The following is a 15,552-nucleotide window of genomic DNA, read 5'->3' on the forward strand; positions in this document are numbered from 1 at the left end:
GACCGGTAGGAAACCGGCGCTTCTGTACCCGGAAGGCCGTACGAACCACTGCTGTCGGCTTAATCGGTTGAGGTAACGCGGGGGGAGTGTCCGACGATAGGGGCCAGGGGCAACCACCCTGCTCCTACCGCCGACTCCGAGAGACCAAGCGTGCTCATACGACTTCTGCGGACCTATCTCAGGCCCTACCGGAAACCCATCGCCCTCCTGGTGGTGCTGCAGTTCCTGCAGACCTGCGCCACCCTCTATCTGCCCACGCTGAACGCGGACATCATCGACAGTGGCGTCGTGAAGGGCGACACCGGGTACATCCTGTCCTTCGGCGCCCTGATGATCGGTATCTCGCTGATCCAGGTCGTGTGCAACATCGGTGCCGTGTACTACGGCGCACGCACGGCCGCGGCCCTGGGCCGGGACGTGCGGGCCGCCGTGTTCGACCGGGTGCAGTCCTTCTCCTCCCGCGAGGTGGGCCACTTCGGGGCGCCCTCGCTGATCACCCGGACGACGAACGACGTGCAGCAGGTCCAGATGCTGGCCCTGATGACGTTCACGCTGATGGTGTCCGCGCCGATCATGTGCGTGGGCGGCATCGTGCTGGCGCTCGGCCTGGACGTGCCGCTGTCCGCGGTCCTCGTCGCGGTCGTCCCCGTGCTGGGTGTCTGCGTGACCTTGATCGTGCGGCGGCTGCGCCCGCTGTTCCGGGCCATGCAGGTGCGCCTCGACACCGTGAACCAGGTGCTGCGCGAGCAGATCACCGGCAACCGGGTGATCCGCGCCTTCGTGCGCGACGAGTACGAGAAGGACCGCTTCCGGCACGCGAACGCCGAGCTCACCGAGATGTCGCTGGGTACTGGTAAGTACCTCGCGCTGATGTTCCCGATGGTCATGACGGTGGTGAACGTGTCGTCGATCGCGGTGGTGTGGTTCGGCGCCCACCGGATCGACGGCGGGCAGATGCAGATCGGTGATCTGACGGCGTTCCTCGCCTATCTGATGCAGATCGTCATGTCCGTGATGATGGCCACCTTCATGTTCATGATGGTGCCGCGCGCGGAGGTGTGCGCCGAGCGGATCCAGGAGGTGCTGGACACCTCGTCGAGCGTGGTTCCGCCCAAGGCTCCGGTGCTGGAGCTGCGGCGCCATGGCCATCTGGAGATCCGCGGGGCGGGCTTCCGCTACCCGGGTGCCGAGGAGCCGGTGCTCAAGGCCGTCGATCTCGTCGCCCGGCCCGGTGAGGTGACCGCCGTCATCGGGTCGACCGGCAGCGGCAAGTCCACGCTGCTGGGGCTCGTGCCCCGGCTGTTCGACGCCACCGACGGTGAGGTGCTGGTCGACGGGGAGAGCGTGGCGGGCATCGAGCCCGAGCTGCTGGCGCGGACCGTCGGAATGGTGCCGCAGCGGCCGTATCTCTTCGCGGGGACCGTGGCGAGCAATCTGCGCTACGGCAATCCGGACGCCACGGACGAGGAGCTGTGGCACGCGCTGGAGGTGGCGCAGGCCAAGGACTTCGTGGAGGGGCTGGAGAACGGGCTCGACTCCCCCATCGCCCAGGGCGGCACCAATGTCTCGGGTGGTCAGCGGCAGCGGCTCGCCATCGCCCGTACGCTCGTGCAGCGCCCGGAGATCTACCTCTTCGACGACTCCTTCTCCGCCCTCGACTACGCCACCGACGCGGCCCTGCGCGCGGCCCTGTCCCGGGAGACCGCCGAGGCGACCGTCGTGATCGTCGCCCAGCGGGTGGCGACCATCCGGGACGCCGACCGGATCGTCGTACTCGACGAAGGACGGGTCGTCGGCACCGGCCGGCATCACGAGCTGATGGCGGACAACGAGACCTACCGGGAGATCGTGCTCTCCCAGCTCACGGAAGCGGAGGCTGCCTGATGGCCGGGCCCATGGGGCGCATGATGGCCGGGACCGGCCCCGATCACCGGTCGATGGACTTCAAGGTGTCGGGGCGGCGGCTCGTCGCCCATTTCCGGCCGGAGCGGTTCACGGTCTACGCGCTGGTGTTCTGTGTGTTCGTGAGCGTGGGTCTGTCGGTCGTCGGGCCGAAGATCCTCGGCGAGGCCACCGACCTGGTCTTCGCGGGCATCGTCGGACGGCAGATGGAGCCCGGCGCCTCGAAGGAGCAGGTGCTTCAGGCGATGCGGGAGCGCGGGGACGGCCAGGTCGCCGACATGCTCCGCAGCACCGACTTCACCCCGGGCGAGGGCATCGACTTCGGTGCCGTCGGCAACATCCTGCTGATCGCGCTCGTCGTGTTCGTCGTCGCCGGGCTGCTGATGCTGGTGGCGACGCGGCTGGTGAACCGGGTCGTCAACCGGACCATGTTCCGGATGCGGGAGGACGTGCAGACGAAGCTGTCGCGGCTGCCGCTGTCGTACTTCGACAAGAGGCAGCGCGGTGAGGTGCTGTCCCGGGCGACGAACGACATCGACAACATCGGGCAGACCCTCAACCAGTCGATGGGCCAGCTCATCAACTCGATACTCACCATCGTCGGGGTGCTCGCGATGATGTTCTGGGTGTCGTGGCTGCTGGCGCTGGTGGCGCTCGTCACCGTGCCGCTGTCGTTCGTGATCGCCACGCGCGTCGGCAAGCGGTCGCAGCCGCACTTCGTGCAGCAGTGGCGCTCGACCGGCAAGCTCAACGCGCACGTCGAGGAGATGTACACCGGGCACACGCTGGTGAAGGTGTTCGGGCGCCAGGAGGAGTCGGCGCAGCAGTTCGCCGAGCAGAACGAGGCGCTGTACGAGGCCGGGTTCAAGGCGCAGTTCAACAGCGGGGTCATGCAGCCGCTGATGATGTTCGTGTCGAACCTGAACTATGTGCTGGTCGCGGTGGTGGGTGGCCTGCGGGTCGCCTCCGGCACGCTGTCCATCGGTGATGTGCAGGCCTTCATCCAGTACTCGCGCCAGTTCTCGATGCCGCTGACGCAGGTCGCGTCGATGGCGAACCTGGTGCAGTCCGGGGTCGCCTCGGCCGAGCGGATCTTCGAGCTGCTCGACGCCGAGGAGCAGGAGGCCGACCCCATGCCGGGCGAGCGGCCGGCCGAGCTGCGGGGGCGGGTGGCGCTGGAAGGCGTGTCCTTCCGGTACGACCCCGAGAAGCCGCTCATCGAGGATCTGTCGCTCAAGGTGGAGCCGGGGCACACGGTCGCGATCGTGGGTCCGACGGGCGCGGGCAAGACCACGCTGGTCAACCTGCTGATGCGGTTCTACGACGTCTCCGGCGGGCGCATCACTCTCGACGGGGTCGACATCGCGCGGATGTCCCGTGACGAACTGCGGGCCGGGATCGGCATGGTGCTCCAGGACACCTGGCTGTTCGGCGGCACGATCGCGGAGAACATCGCGTACGGGGCCTCACGGGAGGTCACCCGGGGCGAGATCGAGGAGGCCGCGCGGGCCGCGCACGCGGACCGGTTCGTCCGGACGCTGCCCGAGGGGTACGACACCGTGATCGACGACGAGGGTTCGGGGGTCAGCGCCGGTGAGAAGCAGCTCATCACCATCGCGCGGGCGTTCCTGTCCGACCCGGTGATCCTGGTCCTCGACGAGGCGACGTCGTCCGTCGACACCCGGACCGAGGTGCTGATCCAGAAGGCGATGGCGAAGCTGGCGCACGGCCGGACGTCGTTCGTGATCGCCCACCGGCTGTCGACGATCCGGGACGCGGACACGATTCTGGTGATGGAGAACGGTTCGATCGTGGAACAGGGTGCGCACGGGGACCTGCTGGCGGCGGACGGGGCGTATGCGCGGCTGTACAAGGCACAGTTCGCGCAGGCGGTGGCCGAGGTCGACTGAGGGGCGGGTCGTCGGTCGGCTGCGGGTGTGTGGGGGCTGGTCGCGCAGTTCCCCGCGCCCCTTCGGGGGCGCGGGGAACTGCGCGACCAGCCACGGACCGCCCGCACCGGTCGTCAGTCCAGATAGCCCCGTAGCTGATCCGCAAATGCGTGGTCCCGCAGCTTGTTCAGGGTCTTGGACTCGATCTGCCGTATCCGCTCCCGCGTCACGCCGAAGATCCGCCCGATCTCCTCCAGCGTGCGCGGGCGGCCGTCAGCCAGGCCGTAACGAAGCTGTACGACCTTCCGCTCCCGCTCGCCCAGAGTGGACAGCACCGCCTCCAGGTGCTCCCTGAGCAGCAGGAACGCCGCCGACTCGACCGGCGACGTCGCGTCGCCGTCCTCGATGAGGTCGCCGAGGGCCACGTCGTCCTCCTCGCCCACCGGGGCGTGCAGGGAGACCGGCTCCTGGGCCAGGCGCAGGACCTCGCTGACGCGTTCCGGGGCGAGGTCGAGGTGGGCGGCCACCTCTTCCGGGGTCGGTTCGTAGCCGCGTTCCTGCAGCATGCGGCGCTGCACACGGACGACCCGGTTGATCAACTCCACGACGTGGACCGGGACCCGGATGGTGCGGGCCTGGTCGGCGAGAGCCCGGGACATGGCCTGGCGGATCCACCAGGTCGCGTAGGTCGAGAACTTGTAGCCGCGGGCGTAGTCGAACTTCTCGACGGCCCTGATCAGGCCCAGGTTTCCTTCCTGGACCAGGTCGAGCATGGTCAGGCCGCGGCCGACGTACCTCTTGGCCACCGACACCACGAGCCGCAGATTCGCCTCGATGAGCCGGCGTTTGGCCATCCGGCCCATGACGACAAGGCGGTCCAGGTCGATCGCCAACTGGCTTTGCAGATCAGGGGTGTTGAGAAGTTTTTCCTCGGCGAACAGGCCGGCCTCGACGCGGCGGGCCAGCTCGACCTCCTCGGCTGCCGTGAGCAGGGGGATACGGCCGATCTCGCGGAGGTACTGACGGAAGAGATCGGAGGAGGGACCACTGGTGTCGGCGACGCGGCTGCGGCTCTTGGGCTGCGGAGCCTCGACCGGCTCAGCGGGTTCCACGGTCTCCAGGGCGTCGGCCGGCGGCTCGTCCGGCTCCGCCTCGGGGTGGTGCACGACACGGCTCTGCGGAGGGACCGCGGTGAGAACGTCGGTCTCCGTATCCTGCTCCGCGCCGTCTGTACTGGCGTCGGTCTTGTTGAGGGTCTGGGTCTGCACGGGGGCGACCTCCAGGATGATCGCTGCAGAAGTGAGCGGCAGCGCTGTTTCGGGGGCGGAGTCGACGGCCTCGCCGCTGTCCGTCCCGTACGCGATGAGCGGAACCGCGGGGTGTGGGACCCGCTGGGGACGGATCGGCCGCGCTCCGAGGACTCAGGCACCGGAACCCAGTGTGGAGTACGACACATCGCCGCCACGAGGGGCGTGCGGTGACTTTTTGAGTCCGGTCCGTGACCGGGTGGTTACCCTGTCGGACGCAAACCCCTCAGAGAGCTGCGGCTCCGTGCCCGCGCAGCGCCTGGTCGTACTGTTGGAGCACCCACAATTCGTTCTGGACCGCGGCCAATTGCGCCGGATCTCCGTGGGTTCCCAGACGGGTGAGCGTGGACTGGATGTCGATGATGCGGCGCTCGACGGCGCGGCGGCGGACCGCCACGAGCTGTACACCCGCGTAGATCTCGTCGACGGTCTTGCGCATGATCGCCTCGACGGCCAGCTCCGTGACCATCGCGCGGACCGTGTCGTCGGGCGCGGCCTCGCGGACTCTCACGAGGTAGTCCTGGGAGTCCTGCACGCCGTACTCGGCGCCGCCGGCCTCCGTGATCGCCTGGCGTACGGCGGCGTAGGGCGCGGCGGTGAACTCGTCGATGCCGTACGCGTCGAAGGCCGGGGAGACCAACTCGGGGCGCTGGAGGGCTAGTTTGAGGAGCTCGCGTTCGGTGGCGTAGACGGGGTTGCGGAGGTTGAGGGCCGGTCCTGAGGCCTGGGGCCGGGGTGCGGAGTCGTACTGCTGCGGGCCGCGGGCGGCCGGCGCCGGGCCCTTGCCGCCGCGGTCGCGGGCCCAGCGGGCCAGCTGGGCCACCCGCTTGACCACGAACTGGGTGTCGAGGATGCCGAGCATGCCGGCGAGCTGGACGGCGACCTCGTGCTGGGCGCCGCTGTTCTTGATGCGGGCGACGATCGGGGCGGCCTCGTCCAGGGCGGACGCCCGGCCTGCCGGGGTGTCCAGGTCGTAGCGGACGACGATCTGGCGCAGCGCGAACTCGAAGAGCGGGGTGCGGGGTTCGGCCAGTTCGGCCACCGCCTCGTCGCCCTTCGCGAGGCGCAGCTCGCAGGGGTCCATGCCGTCGGGGGCGATCGCGATGTATGTCTCGGCGGCGAACTTCTGATCGTCCTCGAAGGCGCGCAGGGCCGCCTTCTGGCCGGCCGCGTCGCCGTCGAAGGTGAAGATCACGCGGGCCGAGCCGTTGTCCATCAGCAGTCGGCGCAGGATCTTGATGTGGTCGCCGCCGAAGGCGGTGCCGCAGGTCGCGATGGCGGTGGTCACACCGGCGAGGTGGCAGGCCATGACGTCGGTGTAGCCCTCGACGACGACCGCGCGGGACACCTTGGCGATGTCCTTTTTGGCGAGGTCGATGCCGTAGAGGACCTGGGACTTCTTGTAGATCGGCGTGTCGGGCGTGTTGAGGTACTTGGGGCCGGTGTCCGCCTCGTACAGCTTGCGGGCGCCGAAGCCGACGACCTCGCCGCCGATGTCGCGGATGGGCCACATCAGACGGCCGCGGAAGCGGTCGATGGGGCCGCGGCGGCCTTCCTGGGAGAGGCCGGAGAGGAAGAGCTCCTTGTCGGTGAAGCCCTTGCCGCGCAGGAAGCGGGTGAGGTGGTCCCAGCCCTGGGGGCTGTAGCCGACGGAGAAGTGCTCGGCGGCGGACTGGTCGAAGCCGCGCTCGGCGAGGAACTTGCGGCCGGTGTCGGCCTCCGGGCTGGTGGCGAGCTGTTCCACGTACCAGTCGGCGGCGATCTTGTGGGCCTCGACCAGGCGGATCCGTTCACCGCGCTGGTGGGAGGGGTTGTAGCCGCCCTCCTCGTAGCGCAGCGTGATGCCGGCCTGCCCCGCGAGGCGCTCGACCGCCTCCGAGAAGGAGAGGTGGTCGACCTTCATCACGAACGTGATGGTGTCGCCGCCCTCCTGGCAGCCGAAGCAGTGGAAGAGACCCTTGCTGGGGCTGACCTGGAAGGACGGCGACTTCTCGTCATGGAAGGGGCACAGGCCCTTGAGGTTGCCTCCACCCGCGTTCCGCAGCTGGAGGTACTCGGACACCACGGCGTCGATCGGGACCGCGTCCCGTACCGCCTTCACGTCCTCGTCATTGATCCGTCCTGCCACGAGGTGAGTCTACGGGGCAGAACTGACAACTAAGGGACGAGGTTTTCGAGCGGAACGTGTGGGTCCGCCAGTGCCTCGGTGTCCACCTGTGTCTTCGAGCGAATCAGCTGTTGGACGGGCTCTGTGACGTCCCACACGTTCACGTTCATCCCGGCGAGCACGCGACGCTCCTTCACCCAGAACGCGATGAACTCACGCTTTCCTGCGTCCCCCCGAATCACCACTTCGTCGTACGACCCCGGGGGCGCCCAGCCGCTGTACTCCATCCCCAAGTCGTACTGATCGGAGAAGAAATAGGGCACGCGGTCGTAGGCGAGGTCACGGCCGAGCATCGCGCGGGCCGCCGAGGGGCCGCCGTTGAGGGCGTTGGCCCAGTGCTCGACGCGCAGCCGGGTGTCGAAGAGGGCGTGGTGGAAGGAGGCCACGTCGCCGGCGGCGTAGATGTCGGGGTCGGAGGTGCGCAGCCGCTCGTCGACCGCGATCCCGCCGCCGCCGGCGCGCTCGGCGATCTCCAGTCCCGCGGCCTCGGCGAGGGCGATGCGCGGGGCGGCGCCGATCGCGGCGAGGACGTCGTGCGCCGGGTGTTCCTCGCCGTCGTCGGTGCGGGCGGCCAGCACCATGCCGTCCTGGCCGACGATCTCGGTCAGTTTCGCGCCGAAGTGGAAGCGGACGCCGCGCTCCCGGTGCAGGTCGGCGAAGAGCCCGCCGAGCTCGGGGCCCAGCACGGAGTGCAGGGGGGTCGGCTCGGGCTCCACGACGGTGACCTCGGCGCCGTACTCGCGGGCCGCCGCCGCGACCTCCAGGCCGATCCAGCCGGCGCCGGCGATCACGATGTGGCCGTTGTCCCGGCCGAGCGCGGCCAGCACTCCCTTGAGCCGTTCCGCGTGGGCGAGGCGGCGCAGATGGTGGACGCCCGCGAGGTCCGTGCCCGGGATGTCGAGGCGGCGGGGCTCGGCACCGGTGGCGATGAGGAGCTTGTCGTAGTGCACGAGCGTGCCGTCGTCGCCGAAGCGGACCGTCTTCGCCGTGCGGTCGATCGCGTCGACGGTCTGGCCGAGGTGCAGCTCGATGTCATTGCGCGCGTACCAGGCCGGCTCGTGCACGAAGACGCTGTCGCGCTCCTCCTTGCCGAGCAGATAGCCCTTGGACAGGGGCGGGCGCTCGTAGGGGTGATCGCGTTCGTCGCAGATCAGTATCACGCGGCCCGTGAAGCCCTCCGCGCGGAGCGTCCCGGCCGCCTTGGCGCCGGCGAGACCGCCTCCGACGATGACGAATGTCTGATCCGCGTCGACCACTTGATGCCTCCTCGTAAGGGTGCCGCCACATGGGAGCGTCCCGCACGGAGCGTGATGGGGGAAGAGGGAGTGGCCCGATCAGGCCACGGAGGGTCACGATCGGGCGCGTTTGGCGTCACCCATGGCACATATGTCGCACGAGTACCCGGCCAGGAGCACGCGCACACGACAGCGCTGTCATGCCTGGCCCGTCAGCCGTGCGTGCAGCGAGCGGGCCGAGGCGTCGGTGAGGGAGGCGATCTGGTCGACGATCACGCGCTTGCGGGCGCGGTCGTCGGGGGCCTGGTCGAAGATCGCGCGGAACTGCGGCTCCAGGCCGTCCGGGGCACGGCGGGTGAGCGCCTCGGCGAGTTCGGCGACCACGATCCGCTGGTCCGCGCGCAGCCGCTCCTGCTCGGCGCGCTGCATGACGTAACGGTCGGCGACCGCCTTGAGGACCGCGCACTCCAGCCGGGTCTCGTGCGGTACGACGAGTTCGGCGGTGTAGCGGGTCAGGCGCCCGGTGCCGTACCGCGCGCGTGTGGCGGCCTCCGCGGCGAGGCAGAAGTGGCCGATGAGCTGGCTGGTGGCGTCCTTCAGGCGGGCCTGGGCCACGGCCGAGCCGTCGTAGCCGTGCGGCCACCAGGGCTGGTCCTGGAGCCGGTCGAGGGCCGCCGCGAGTTCCGCCGGGTCGGTGTCCTGCGGGACGTACCGGCCGAGGGCCACCGCGAAGACCGCCTCGCGTTCGGGTTCCGCGTGCAGGTAGTTGGGGTCGATGTGGCCGGCGTGCAGTCCGTCCTCGACGTCGTGGACCGAGTACGCCACGTCGTCGGACCAGTCCATGACCTGGGCCTCGAAGGTGGTGCGGGTGCCGGGGGCGGCTTTGCGGACCCAGTCGAAGACGGGGCGGTCGTCGTCGTACACACCGAACTTGGGGCTCTTGGGGTCCGTGGGGTGGGCGCCTCTGGGCCAGGGGTACTTGGTGGCCGCGTCGAGGGCGGCCCGGGTGAGGTTGAGGCCGACGGAGCCTTCGGGGGTGAAGCGTTTGGGTTCGATGCGGGTGAGGAGTCTGAGGGACTGGGCATTGCCCTCGAAGCCGCCGCAGTCCTCGGCGAATTCGTTCAGTGCCTGTTCGCCGTTGTGACCGAAGGGGGGGTGGCCGAGGTCGTGGGCGAGGCAGGCGGCTTCCACCAGGTCCGGGTCACAGCCGAGGGCCGCGCCCAGCTCGCGGCCTACTTGGGCGCATTCCAGGGAGTGCGTGAGACGGGTGCGAGGACTGGCGTCCCAGGCCTGGCTGCGGGTTCCGGGGGTGACGACCTGGGTTTTGCCGGCTAGGCGTCGGAGGGCCGATGAGTGCAGGATGCGGGCGCGGTCGCGTTGGAAGGCGGTGCGGCCGGGGCGTTTGTCCGGTTCCGGGGCCCAGCGTTCGGTTGACTCCAGGTCGTACGACATGTCTCGACAGTACGGGCAGGGACTGACAAACGGAGTGCGCCTTCGCGTCTGCCGGGCTCTGTTATCCCGCGAGCGCGGGTAGTTCGTGGCTGATCGCGCCGTTCCCCGCGCCCCTTGCGTGGGTCATCTGGTCGTACCTGTGCAAGAGCAACCGCGCCATCGCGGGATGCGTGCCCAGCGGGGCCGATGCGATCCATGGCGCCGCCTGCGCGCACTCCGTCGCGAAGCGGCCGGGGGCTGTGAAGTAGGAGGCGATCGCTACGCGGTCGAAGCCTCGGGCCTTCAGGGCGGCTATGGCATCCGGGACTCTGGGCGCCGCCGTCGTGGCGAAGGCCGGGACCACCGGGACGCCCAGGCGGGTCGACAGCAGAGAGGCGGTACGAGCCGTGTCGACCTTCGACTCCGGGTCCCGGGAGCCCGCCGCCGCCAGGACGACCGCACTGCCCGCGCGCGGGGTGTCCTCCCAGCCGGCCTCGACCAGGCGGGAGTACAGGGTCTCCACCAGGAGGGGGTGCGGGCCCAGCGGGGCGGCCACGCGTGCGCGTACCCGGGTCGCGGCGGCCATCTCGGGGATGTCGCGCTTGACGTGGTAGCCGCGGCTGAGCAGGAGCGGGACGAGGATGGCCTCGCGGTCGCCGAGGGCGGCGAGGGTGTCGGGCAGCAGGGGCTCGTTCAGCTCGATGTGGCCGAGCTGGACGGACAGACCGGGGCGCAGGGCACGGACCTTGTCGAGGAGTGTGCGTACGGTGCTCAGGGCACGCGGGTCGCGGCTGCCGTGGGCGACGACGACGAGCGCGGGCGGTTCGGGGCGCCGCCTGCCGTCGAGCGACACGAGGCTGAGCTGGCTGGCGAGCTGGCTGCTGATCCGGTTCATGAGGTGCGCCGTACTGTCGAAGTGGACTGCCTTGGACTCGTCGCGAGGAGCTACCGAATTACTCGACGCCGTCATGGACCGATGGTGGCGGCGGGAGGTTGCCGCCCCGTTGCGCGAAGATAACGGGGATTTTCCGTGGGTTCACGGTGGGGTGGTAGGGCTTTGTGAGGCGGCCTGACCTGCGGTTTCGCTGGCGCTGGTGAGGCTGGTCACGTGCCCTTCGGCGAACCGCGGAGGCTTACATCACGTCCCTGACTGTCGAAGGACGACCAGGGAGGGACCGCCCGTGAGACTGCGCAGGCCGCGGAGGCCACGTATCCCCCGCACCCGTACCGGGCAGCGGCGGCTGGTGCAGGCCGTGATGCTCGGGTGCGTACTGGCGCTGCTGCCGGCGACCTGGATGTACGTCGTGACGGGCGACCGGCTGCGCACGACCGCGGACGTGCCGCACACCGAGGTCGCCGTCGTCTTCGGCGCGGGGCTGTGGAACGACGAGCCGTCGCCGTACCTCGCCCACCGGCTGGACGCGGCGGCGAAGCTGTACCGCGAGGGCCGGATCGAGGTCGTCCTCGTGACCGGCGACAACAGCCGCGAGGACTACGACGAGCCCGACGCCATGCGCGCCTATCTGACCGAGCACGGCGTTCCCGACCGGCGCATCGTCAGCGACTACGCCGGGTTCGACACCTGGGACTCCTGCGTCCGCGCCAAGAAGATCTTCGGCGTCGACCGGGCCGTCCTGATCAGTCAGGGCTTCCACATCCGGCGGGCCGTCGCGCTGTGCCAGCAGGCCGGTGTGACGTCGTACGGCATCGGGGTCGAGGCCAAGCACGACGCCACCTGGTACTACGGCGGGGTGCGGGAGGTCATCGCGGCCGGCAAGGCGGCCCTGGACGCGGTCTTCGAGCCGGATCCCCGGTTCCTGGGCCCCGAGGAACCGGGGGTCGGACAGGCGCTCGCTAGCGCCCGGTGAAGCGCGGGGCGCGTTTCTCCAGGAAGGCGGCCATGCCCTCCTTCTGGTCGTGGGTCGCGAACAGGGCGTGGAACACGCGGCGTTCGTAGCGGATGCCGTCGCGCAGGCCCGTCTCCAGGGACCGGTCGACGCAGTCGCGGGCGGCCCTGACCGCCGTGCGGCCGTACGAGGCGATCGTCTCGGCCGCCTCCAGGGCCTCCGCGAGGACCCGTTCGTCGGGGACGACCCGGGAGACCAGGCCGGCGCTCTCCGCCTCCCTCGCGTCCATCGTGCGGCCGGTGAGGACCAGGTCCATGGCCTTGGCCCGGCCGACGAGACGGGTCAGGCGTTGGGTGCCGCCGATGCCGGGGATCACGCCGAGCTTGATCTCGGGCTGGCCGAACACCGCCGACTCCCCCGCGATCACGAGGTCGCACATCATCGCCAGTTCGCAACCTCCGCCCAGGGCATGGCCGTTGACGGCGGCGATCTTCGGGGTGCGCAGGTCCGCGAACTCCTCCCATGCGCGGAAGTAGTCCTCCGCGGCCATGTCCACGGCCGTCCTCGCGGCCATCTCCTTGATGTCGGCGCCCGCCGCGAAGACCTTCTCCGAGCCGGTGACGACGAAGCAGCCGATCTCGGGGTCCGCGTCCAACGGGCGCAGGGCGTCAAGGAGTTCGGTCAGGAGCTCGCCGCTCAGCGCGTTGCGGACGTGGGGGCGGTGCAGGCGTACGGCCACGACACGGCCGTAGCGCTCGATCTTTAGCGTGTTCATTTCTCCTCCGTGGAATCACGAGTCCCAGATCGCGCCGTACGCCGGAATCCCCCGCTGTTCCAGGCCGTGCACCACCTGCCAGGTCAGCTTCTTGTTGCTGATGCAGATCACCGCCTCGGCGCCGAAGTCGCGGTAGGCGGCGTACGCGAGGCGCACCATGTCGGGCTTGCCGTCGCGGGAGGTGTCCCAGATCAGGGCGTGGGGCTGGACGGCGAGGATCTCGTCGACGAGGGCGTCGCCGTAGGTGGTGCGCGGGTCGCGGGTCGCCCAGACCAGGCGGGAGGGGACCTCGGCGGCCAGGAGGTGCGGGAGGCAGGGGCCGATACCGCTGCCGGTCGCCACGTAGACCACCTTCGTGAAGAGGGTCTCGATGTTGGCGACTCCGGCCGTGGTGATGCCTTTCACCCAGATCCGGTTCGGCATGTCGTCGATGAAGTCGCCCGTCCAGTCACCGGCCCGGGAGATCGTCAGCCGGAAGCCGGGCTCGCCGGGGGCCGGGACGTTGGCGAAGGAGTGCCATTCCTTCAGCGGGCTGCGGCTGATGGCCGTGGAGGAGCCCGCGAAGGGGGTCTCGCCGTGGTCGAAGCGGGCCAGCACCACGTGCGGGGAGGGGCGTTCGACGCGTACGTCGACCTTGCGCAGGCGCAGCCACGGCAGGGCGACGCTGAAGGTGACGACCGACAGGACCGCCACCTCCACCGGACCCGGGGCCGCCAGGAGCGTGTGCGTCCAGAAGAGGGCGAGGGCCGTCCAGCCGCCGAAGCGGTGGATCTTCTCGAAGTGGTCGTGGTGGCGGGAGCGGAAGGGAGGCAGGGCGGTGGCGATGATCAGCGCGAGGAGGGCCGTCAGGGTCCAGCCCACCGCCATGAGCGGGCCGTCGGTGGTGCTGATCGTGAGCGCCAGGAACCAGCTCGCCCCCGCCAGCGCCCCGCCCACGTGCACTCCGCCGAAGTGGTACACCTTCCCCAGCGTCCAGCGGACCTTCAGCGGCCAGCTGGTCGGCGCCCAGGTGGCCAGCTTGAAGAGGAGGTTGATGACGTACTGCTGGCGGACCAGGATCGCGAGCGCGAGGTTCGCGAGGGCCGCGTGGCCCATGGTGCGGGTCGAGGGGGTCCAACTCGCGTACAGGAAGACCAGGTTGGCCGTCAGTACCAGTGCCGCCAGGCGGTTGTGGTGCATCAGCCGCGGGTGCTTCAGCAGTCGGCGCGGGGCCGGGGTCCGCGGGGGCAGTTCCACCGACCGGCGCTCGAGTGAGGTCGTCATCGGGACACCACCGTGCGCTCCTCGGCCAGCCGTAGCAGCGCCGCTTTGTCGATCTTGCCGCGGTCCGTCTCGGGCAGATGCCTCAGGGCCATGACACTCTCGGGCACGCAGTAGTACGGCAGCGCGTCCGCCACCGCGCGCCTTGCCGTGTCGGGGTCGACGTCGGCCGGGGTGACGAAGGAGACCAGGGTGCGGGCGTCCTGCTTCAGGGTCACCGCACGCCGGCAGCCCTCGACCGACTCCAGCACCGAGGAGACGGAGTCGAGTTCGACGCGGAAGCCGCGCACCTTGACCTGGTCGTCGGTGCGGCCGAGGTGTTCCAGTTCGCCCTCGGGCGTCCAGCGGCCGAGGTCCCGGGTGCGGAACATGCGGTGGCCGGCGCCGAGGAAGGGGTCGGGGGCGTAGCGCTCCGCGTTGAGCCGGTCGTTCTCCAGGTAGCCCACCGAGACACAGTCGCCGCCCGCCCACATCTCGCCGACCTCACCGATGGGGAGCGGGCGCAGGTCGGCGTCGAGGACGTAGACCGTGTTGTTGGGGGTGGGGCGGCCGATGGTGAGGAGCTGGGAGGACACCTCGTGGCGGCGCATCGTGTTGACGATGGTCGTCTCCGTCGGACCGCAGCAGTTGTAGAACGTCGCCTGGCGGGCCCAGCTATCGGCGAGCGGGCGCGGGCAGGGCTCCCCCGCCACCGCCACCGTGCGCACGCGCGGGCACCTCGCCGGGTCGATGCCGGACAGGACCGTCGGGGTGGCGATGACGACGTCCGCGCCGCGGGCCGCCGCCGTGATGTCCTTGCCGCGGATGACGAGGGTGGCGCCGTGGGCGAGGCAGCCGAGGATCTCCCAGGCGGCCATGTCGAAGGCGATGTTGAGGAGTTGGGCGACCCGGTCGCCGGGGCGGATGCCGAGGTCGCCGGAGGCGGTGAGGAGGATGTTGGCGACGTTGCGGTGGGTGACCTTCACTCCGTTGGGGCGGCCGGTGGTGCCGGAGGTGAACAGCACGTAGCAGCCGTCGTCGGGGTGTACCCGGACGTCCGGTCTCGGTCCGGGGGCGGCGGTGCGGGGGCCCGGGACGTACGGCAGCGGCTCGTCGAGGGCGATCAGATGGTGGCCCGGCGGCAGCGGGACGCGGTGGGCGTGCTCGGCGACGGTGAGCACGACGCGGGTGCGGGCGGCGCGGATCACGTGGGCGAGCTGGGAGGCGGGGGCGAGGCCGACGTCCTGGGGGACGTAGGCGGCGCCCGCCTTCAGGATGCCGAGGAGGCCGACGAGCATCGGCACGGAGCGGCGGACGAAGAGACCGACGTTATCGCCGGGGCGCACACCCTGGCGGATCAGACGGGCGGCGAGGGCGTCGGCGCAGCGGTCGAGCTCGCCGTAGGTGATCCGGGCGCCGAGGTGTTCGGCGGCGACGGCATGCGGGGCGGCGGCCGCCTGTCGCTCGACGGCGTGGTGGATCAGCGGATCCGGGACGGGGACGGCCGGGCCGAAGCCGTACCGGTGGAAGAGGTGCTGGTCGCGGGGGGTTAAATGGCGCAGGGGCATGCTGGGGAAACCTCCTGGCTGGCTTTTCGCGTGAGAGATTGCCTGGCGCCAAGCTGGATCCGCGCTCGACTGTAGCTCCGGTTTTTCAACTCTCAACGACGCGTCATCGGCCAACCGCGAGGCGGAACGAGCCACATGTGACGTCTTTCACAGCAGAGGCAACTTTCGCCACAGTCGGCGGCGACTCGGGGT

The 15,552-nt window shown here is 70.1% G+C and carries 10 protein-coding genes and 1 pseudogene; 3 read left to right on the forward strand and 8 right to left on the reverse strand.

All coding sequences use genetic code 11. From position 1 onward, the window contains the following. Positions 1 to 150: 150 nt before the first annotated feature. Together TN53_RS21550 and TN53_RS21555 are read left to right on the forward strand one after the other, a co-directional pair. Entirely contained in the window at positions 151 to 1,884 is a 1,734-nt protein-coding gene (locus TN53_RS21550) for an ABC transporter ATP-binding protein (RefSeq protein WP_046260214.1), read from the forward strand. Beyond that, positions 1,884 to 3,812 (forward strand): ABC transporter ATP-binding protein, encoded by a 1,929-nt coding sequence (locus TN53_RS21555; RefSeq protein WP_046260215.1) that lies wholly within the window; start codon positions 1,884 to 1,886, stop codon positions 3,810 to 3,812. The genes TN53_RS21550 and TN53_RS21555 overlap by 1 nt, the downstream gene beginning before the upstream one ends. A gap of 113 nt (positions 3,813 to 3,925) precedes the next feature. Here TN53_RS21555 and TN53_RS21560 read toward each other — a convergent pair. The 5 genes and pseudogenes from TN53_RS21560 to TN53_RS21580 form a co-directional block, all read right to left on the reverse strand. Beyond that, a pseudogene (locus TN53_RS21560) lies at positions 3,926 to 5,220 on the reverse strand (RNA polymerase sigma factor). Between the two features lie 104 nt (positions 5,221 to 5,324). Continuing rightward, positions 5,325 to 7,226 carry a DNA primase gene (dnaG, locus tag TN53_RS21565; RefSeq protein WP_046260216.1) on the reverse strand — a complete coding sequence of 634 codons (1,902 nt, stop codon included), beginning with the start codon at positions 7,224 to 7,226 and terminating at the stop codon, positions 5,325 to 5,327. 29 nt (positions 7,227 to 7,255) lie between these two features. Beyond that, positions 7,256 to 8,521, reverse strand: a complete 1,266-nt coding sequence (locus tag TN53_RS21570; protein ID WP_046260217.1) for an NAD(P)/FAD-dependent oxidoreductase — start codon at positions 8,519 to 8,521, stop codon at positions 7,256 to 7,258. A gap of 177 nt (positions 8,522 to 8,698) precedes the next feature. Further along, positions 8,699 to 9,952, reverse strand: coding sequence for a deoxyguanosinetriphosphate triphosphohydrolase (locus TN53_RS21575; protein ID WP_046260218.1), 1,254 nt, complete (start codon positions 9,950 to 9,952; stop codon positions 8,699 to 8,701). A 61-nt stretch (positions 9,953 to 10,013) separates the two neighbouring features. Then, a complete protein-coding gene (locus TN53_RS21580) occupies positions 10,014 to 10,826 on the reverse strand; it encodes a sirohydrochlorin chelatase (protein ID WP_046260219.1) in 813 nt (270 codons plus the stop codon). A 292-nt stretch (positions 10,827 to 11,118) separates the two neighbouring features. Between TN53_RS21580 and TN53_RS21585 the strand changes: the two genes are divergently transcribed. Further along, positions 11,119 to 11,799, forward strand: a complete 681-nt coding sequence (locus tag TN53_RS21585) for a SanA/YdcF family protein (protein ID WP_046260255.1) — start codon at positions 11,119 to 11,121, stop codon at positions 11,797 to 11,799. On the opposite strand, the gene TN53_RS21590 is transcribed toward TN53_RS21585, so the two are convergent. From TN53_RS21590 to TN53_RS21600, 3 genes are read right to left on the reverse strand one after another with little or no spacing between them, the layout of a single operon-like run. Beyond that, positions 11,786 to 12,553 (reverse strand): enoyl-CoA hydratase-related protein, encoded by a 768-nt coding sequence (locus TN53_RS21590; protein ID WP_046260220.1) that lies wholly within the window; start codon positions 12,551 to 12,553, stop codon positions 11,786 to 11,788. The two genes, TN53_RS21585 and TN53_RS21590, sit on opposite strands and share 14 nt — an antisense overlap. Positions 12,554 to 12,568: 15 nt before the next feature. Beyond that, complete coding sequence (locus TN53_RS21595) at positions 12,569 to 13,816, reverse strand: membrane protein (RefSeq protein WP_046260221.1); 1,248 nt, start codon at positions 13,814 to 13,816, stop codon at positions 12,569 to 12,571. Then, a complete protein-coding gene (locus tag TN53_RS21600; RefSeq protein ID WP_046260222.1) occupies positions 13,813 to 15,360 on the reverse strand; it encodes an amino acid adenylation domain-containing protein in 1,548 nt (515 codons plus the stop codon). Before TN53_RS21600 ends, TN53_RS21595 begins: the two co-directional genes overlap by 4 nt. Between the last annotated feature and the right edge of the window lie 192 nt (positions 15,361 to 15,552).

The sequence above is a fragment of the Streptomyces sp. WM6386 genome (assembly GCF_000972385.1).
Lineage (GTDB): Bacteria > Actinomycetota > Actinomycetes > Streptomycetales > Streptomycetaceae > Streptomyces.

What these genes read in the sequence shown, in the direction of transcription:
- TN53_RS21575 (WP_046260218.1), bottom strand. Translation starts at nt 9,952, where the DNA reads ATGTCGTACGACCTGGAGTCAACCGAACGCTGGGCCCCGGAACCGGAC.
- TN53_RS21555 (WP_046260215.1), top strand. Translation starts at nt 1,884, where the DNA reads ATGGCCGGGCCCATGGGGCGCATGATGGCCGGGACCGGCCCCGATCAC.
- TN53_RS21580 (WP_046260219.1), bottom strand. Translation starts at nt 10,826, where the DNA reads ATGAACCGGATCAGCAGCCAGCTCGCCAGCCAGCTCAGCCTCGTGTCG.
- TN53_RS21595 (WP_046260221.1), bottom strand. Translation starts at nt 13,816, where the DNA reads ATGACGACCTCACTCGAGCGCCGGTCGGTGGAACTGCCCCCGCGGACC.
- TN53_RS21590 (WP_046260220.1), bottom strand. Translation starts at nt 12,553, where the DNA reads ATGAACACGCTAAAGATCGAGCGCTACGGCCGTGTCGTGGCCGTACGC.
- TN53_RS21600 (WP_046260222.1), bottom strand. Translation starts at nt 15,360, where the DNA reads ATGCCCCTGCGCCATTTAACCCCCCGCGACCAGCACCTCTTCCACCGG.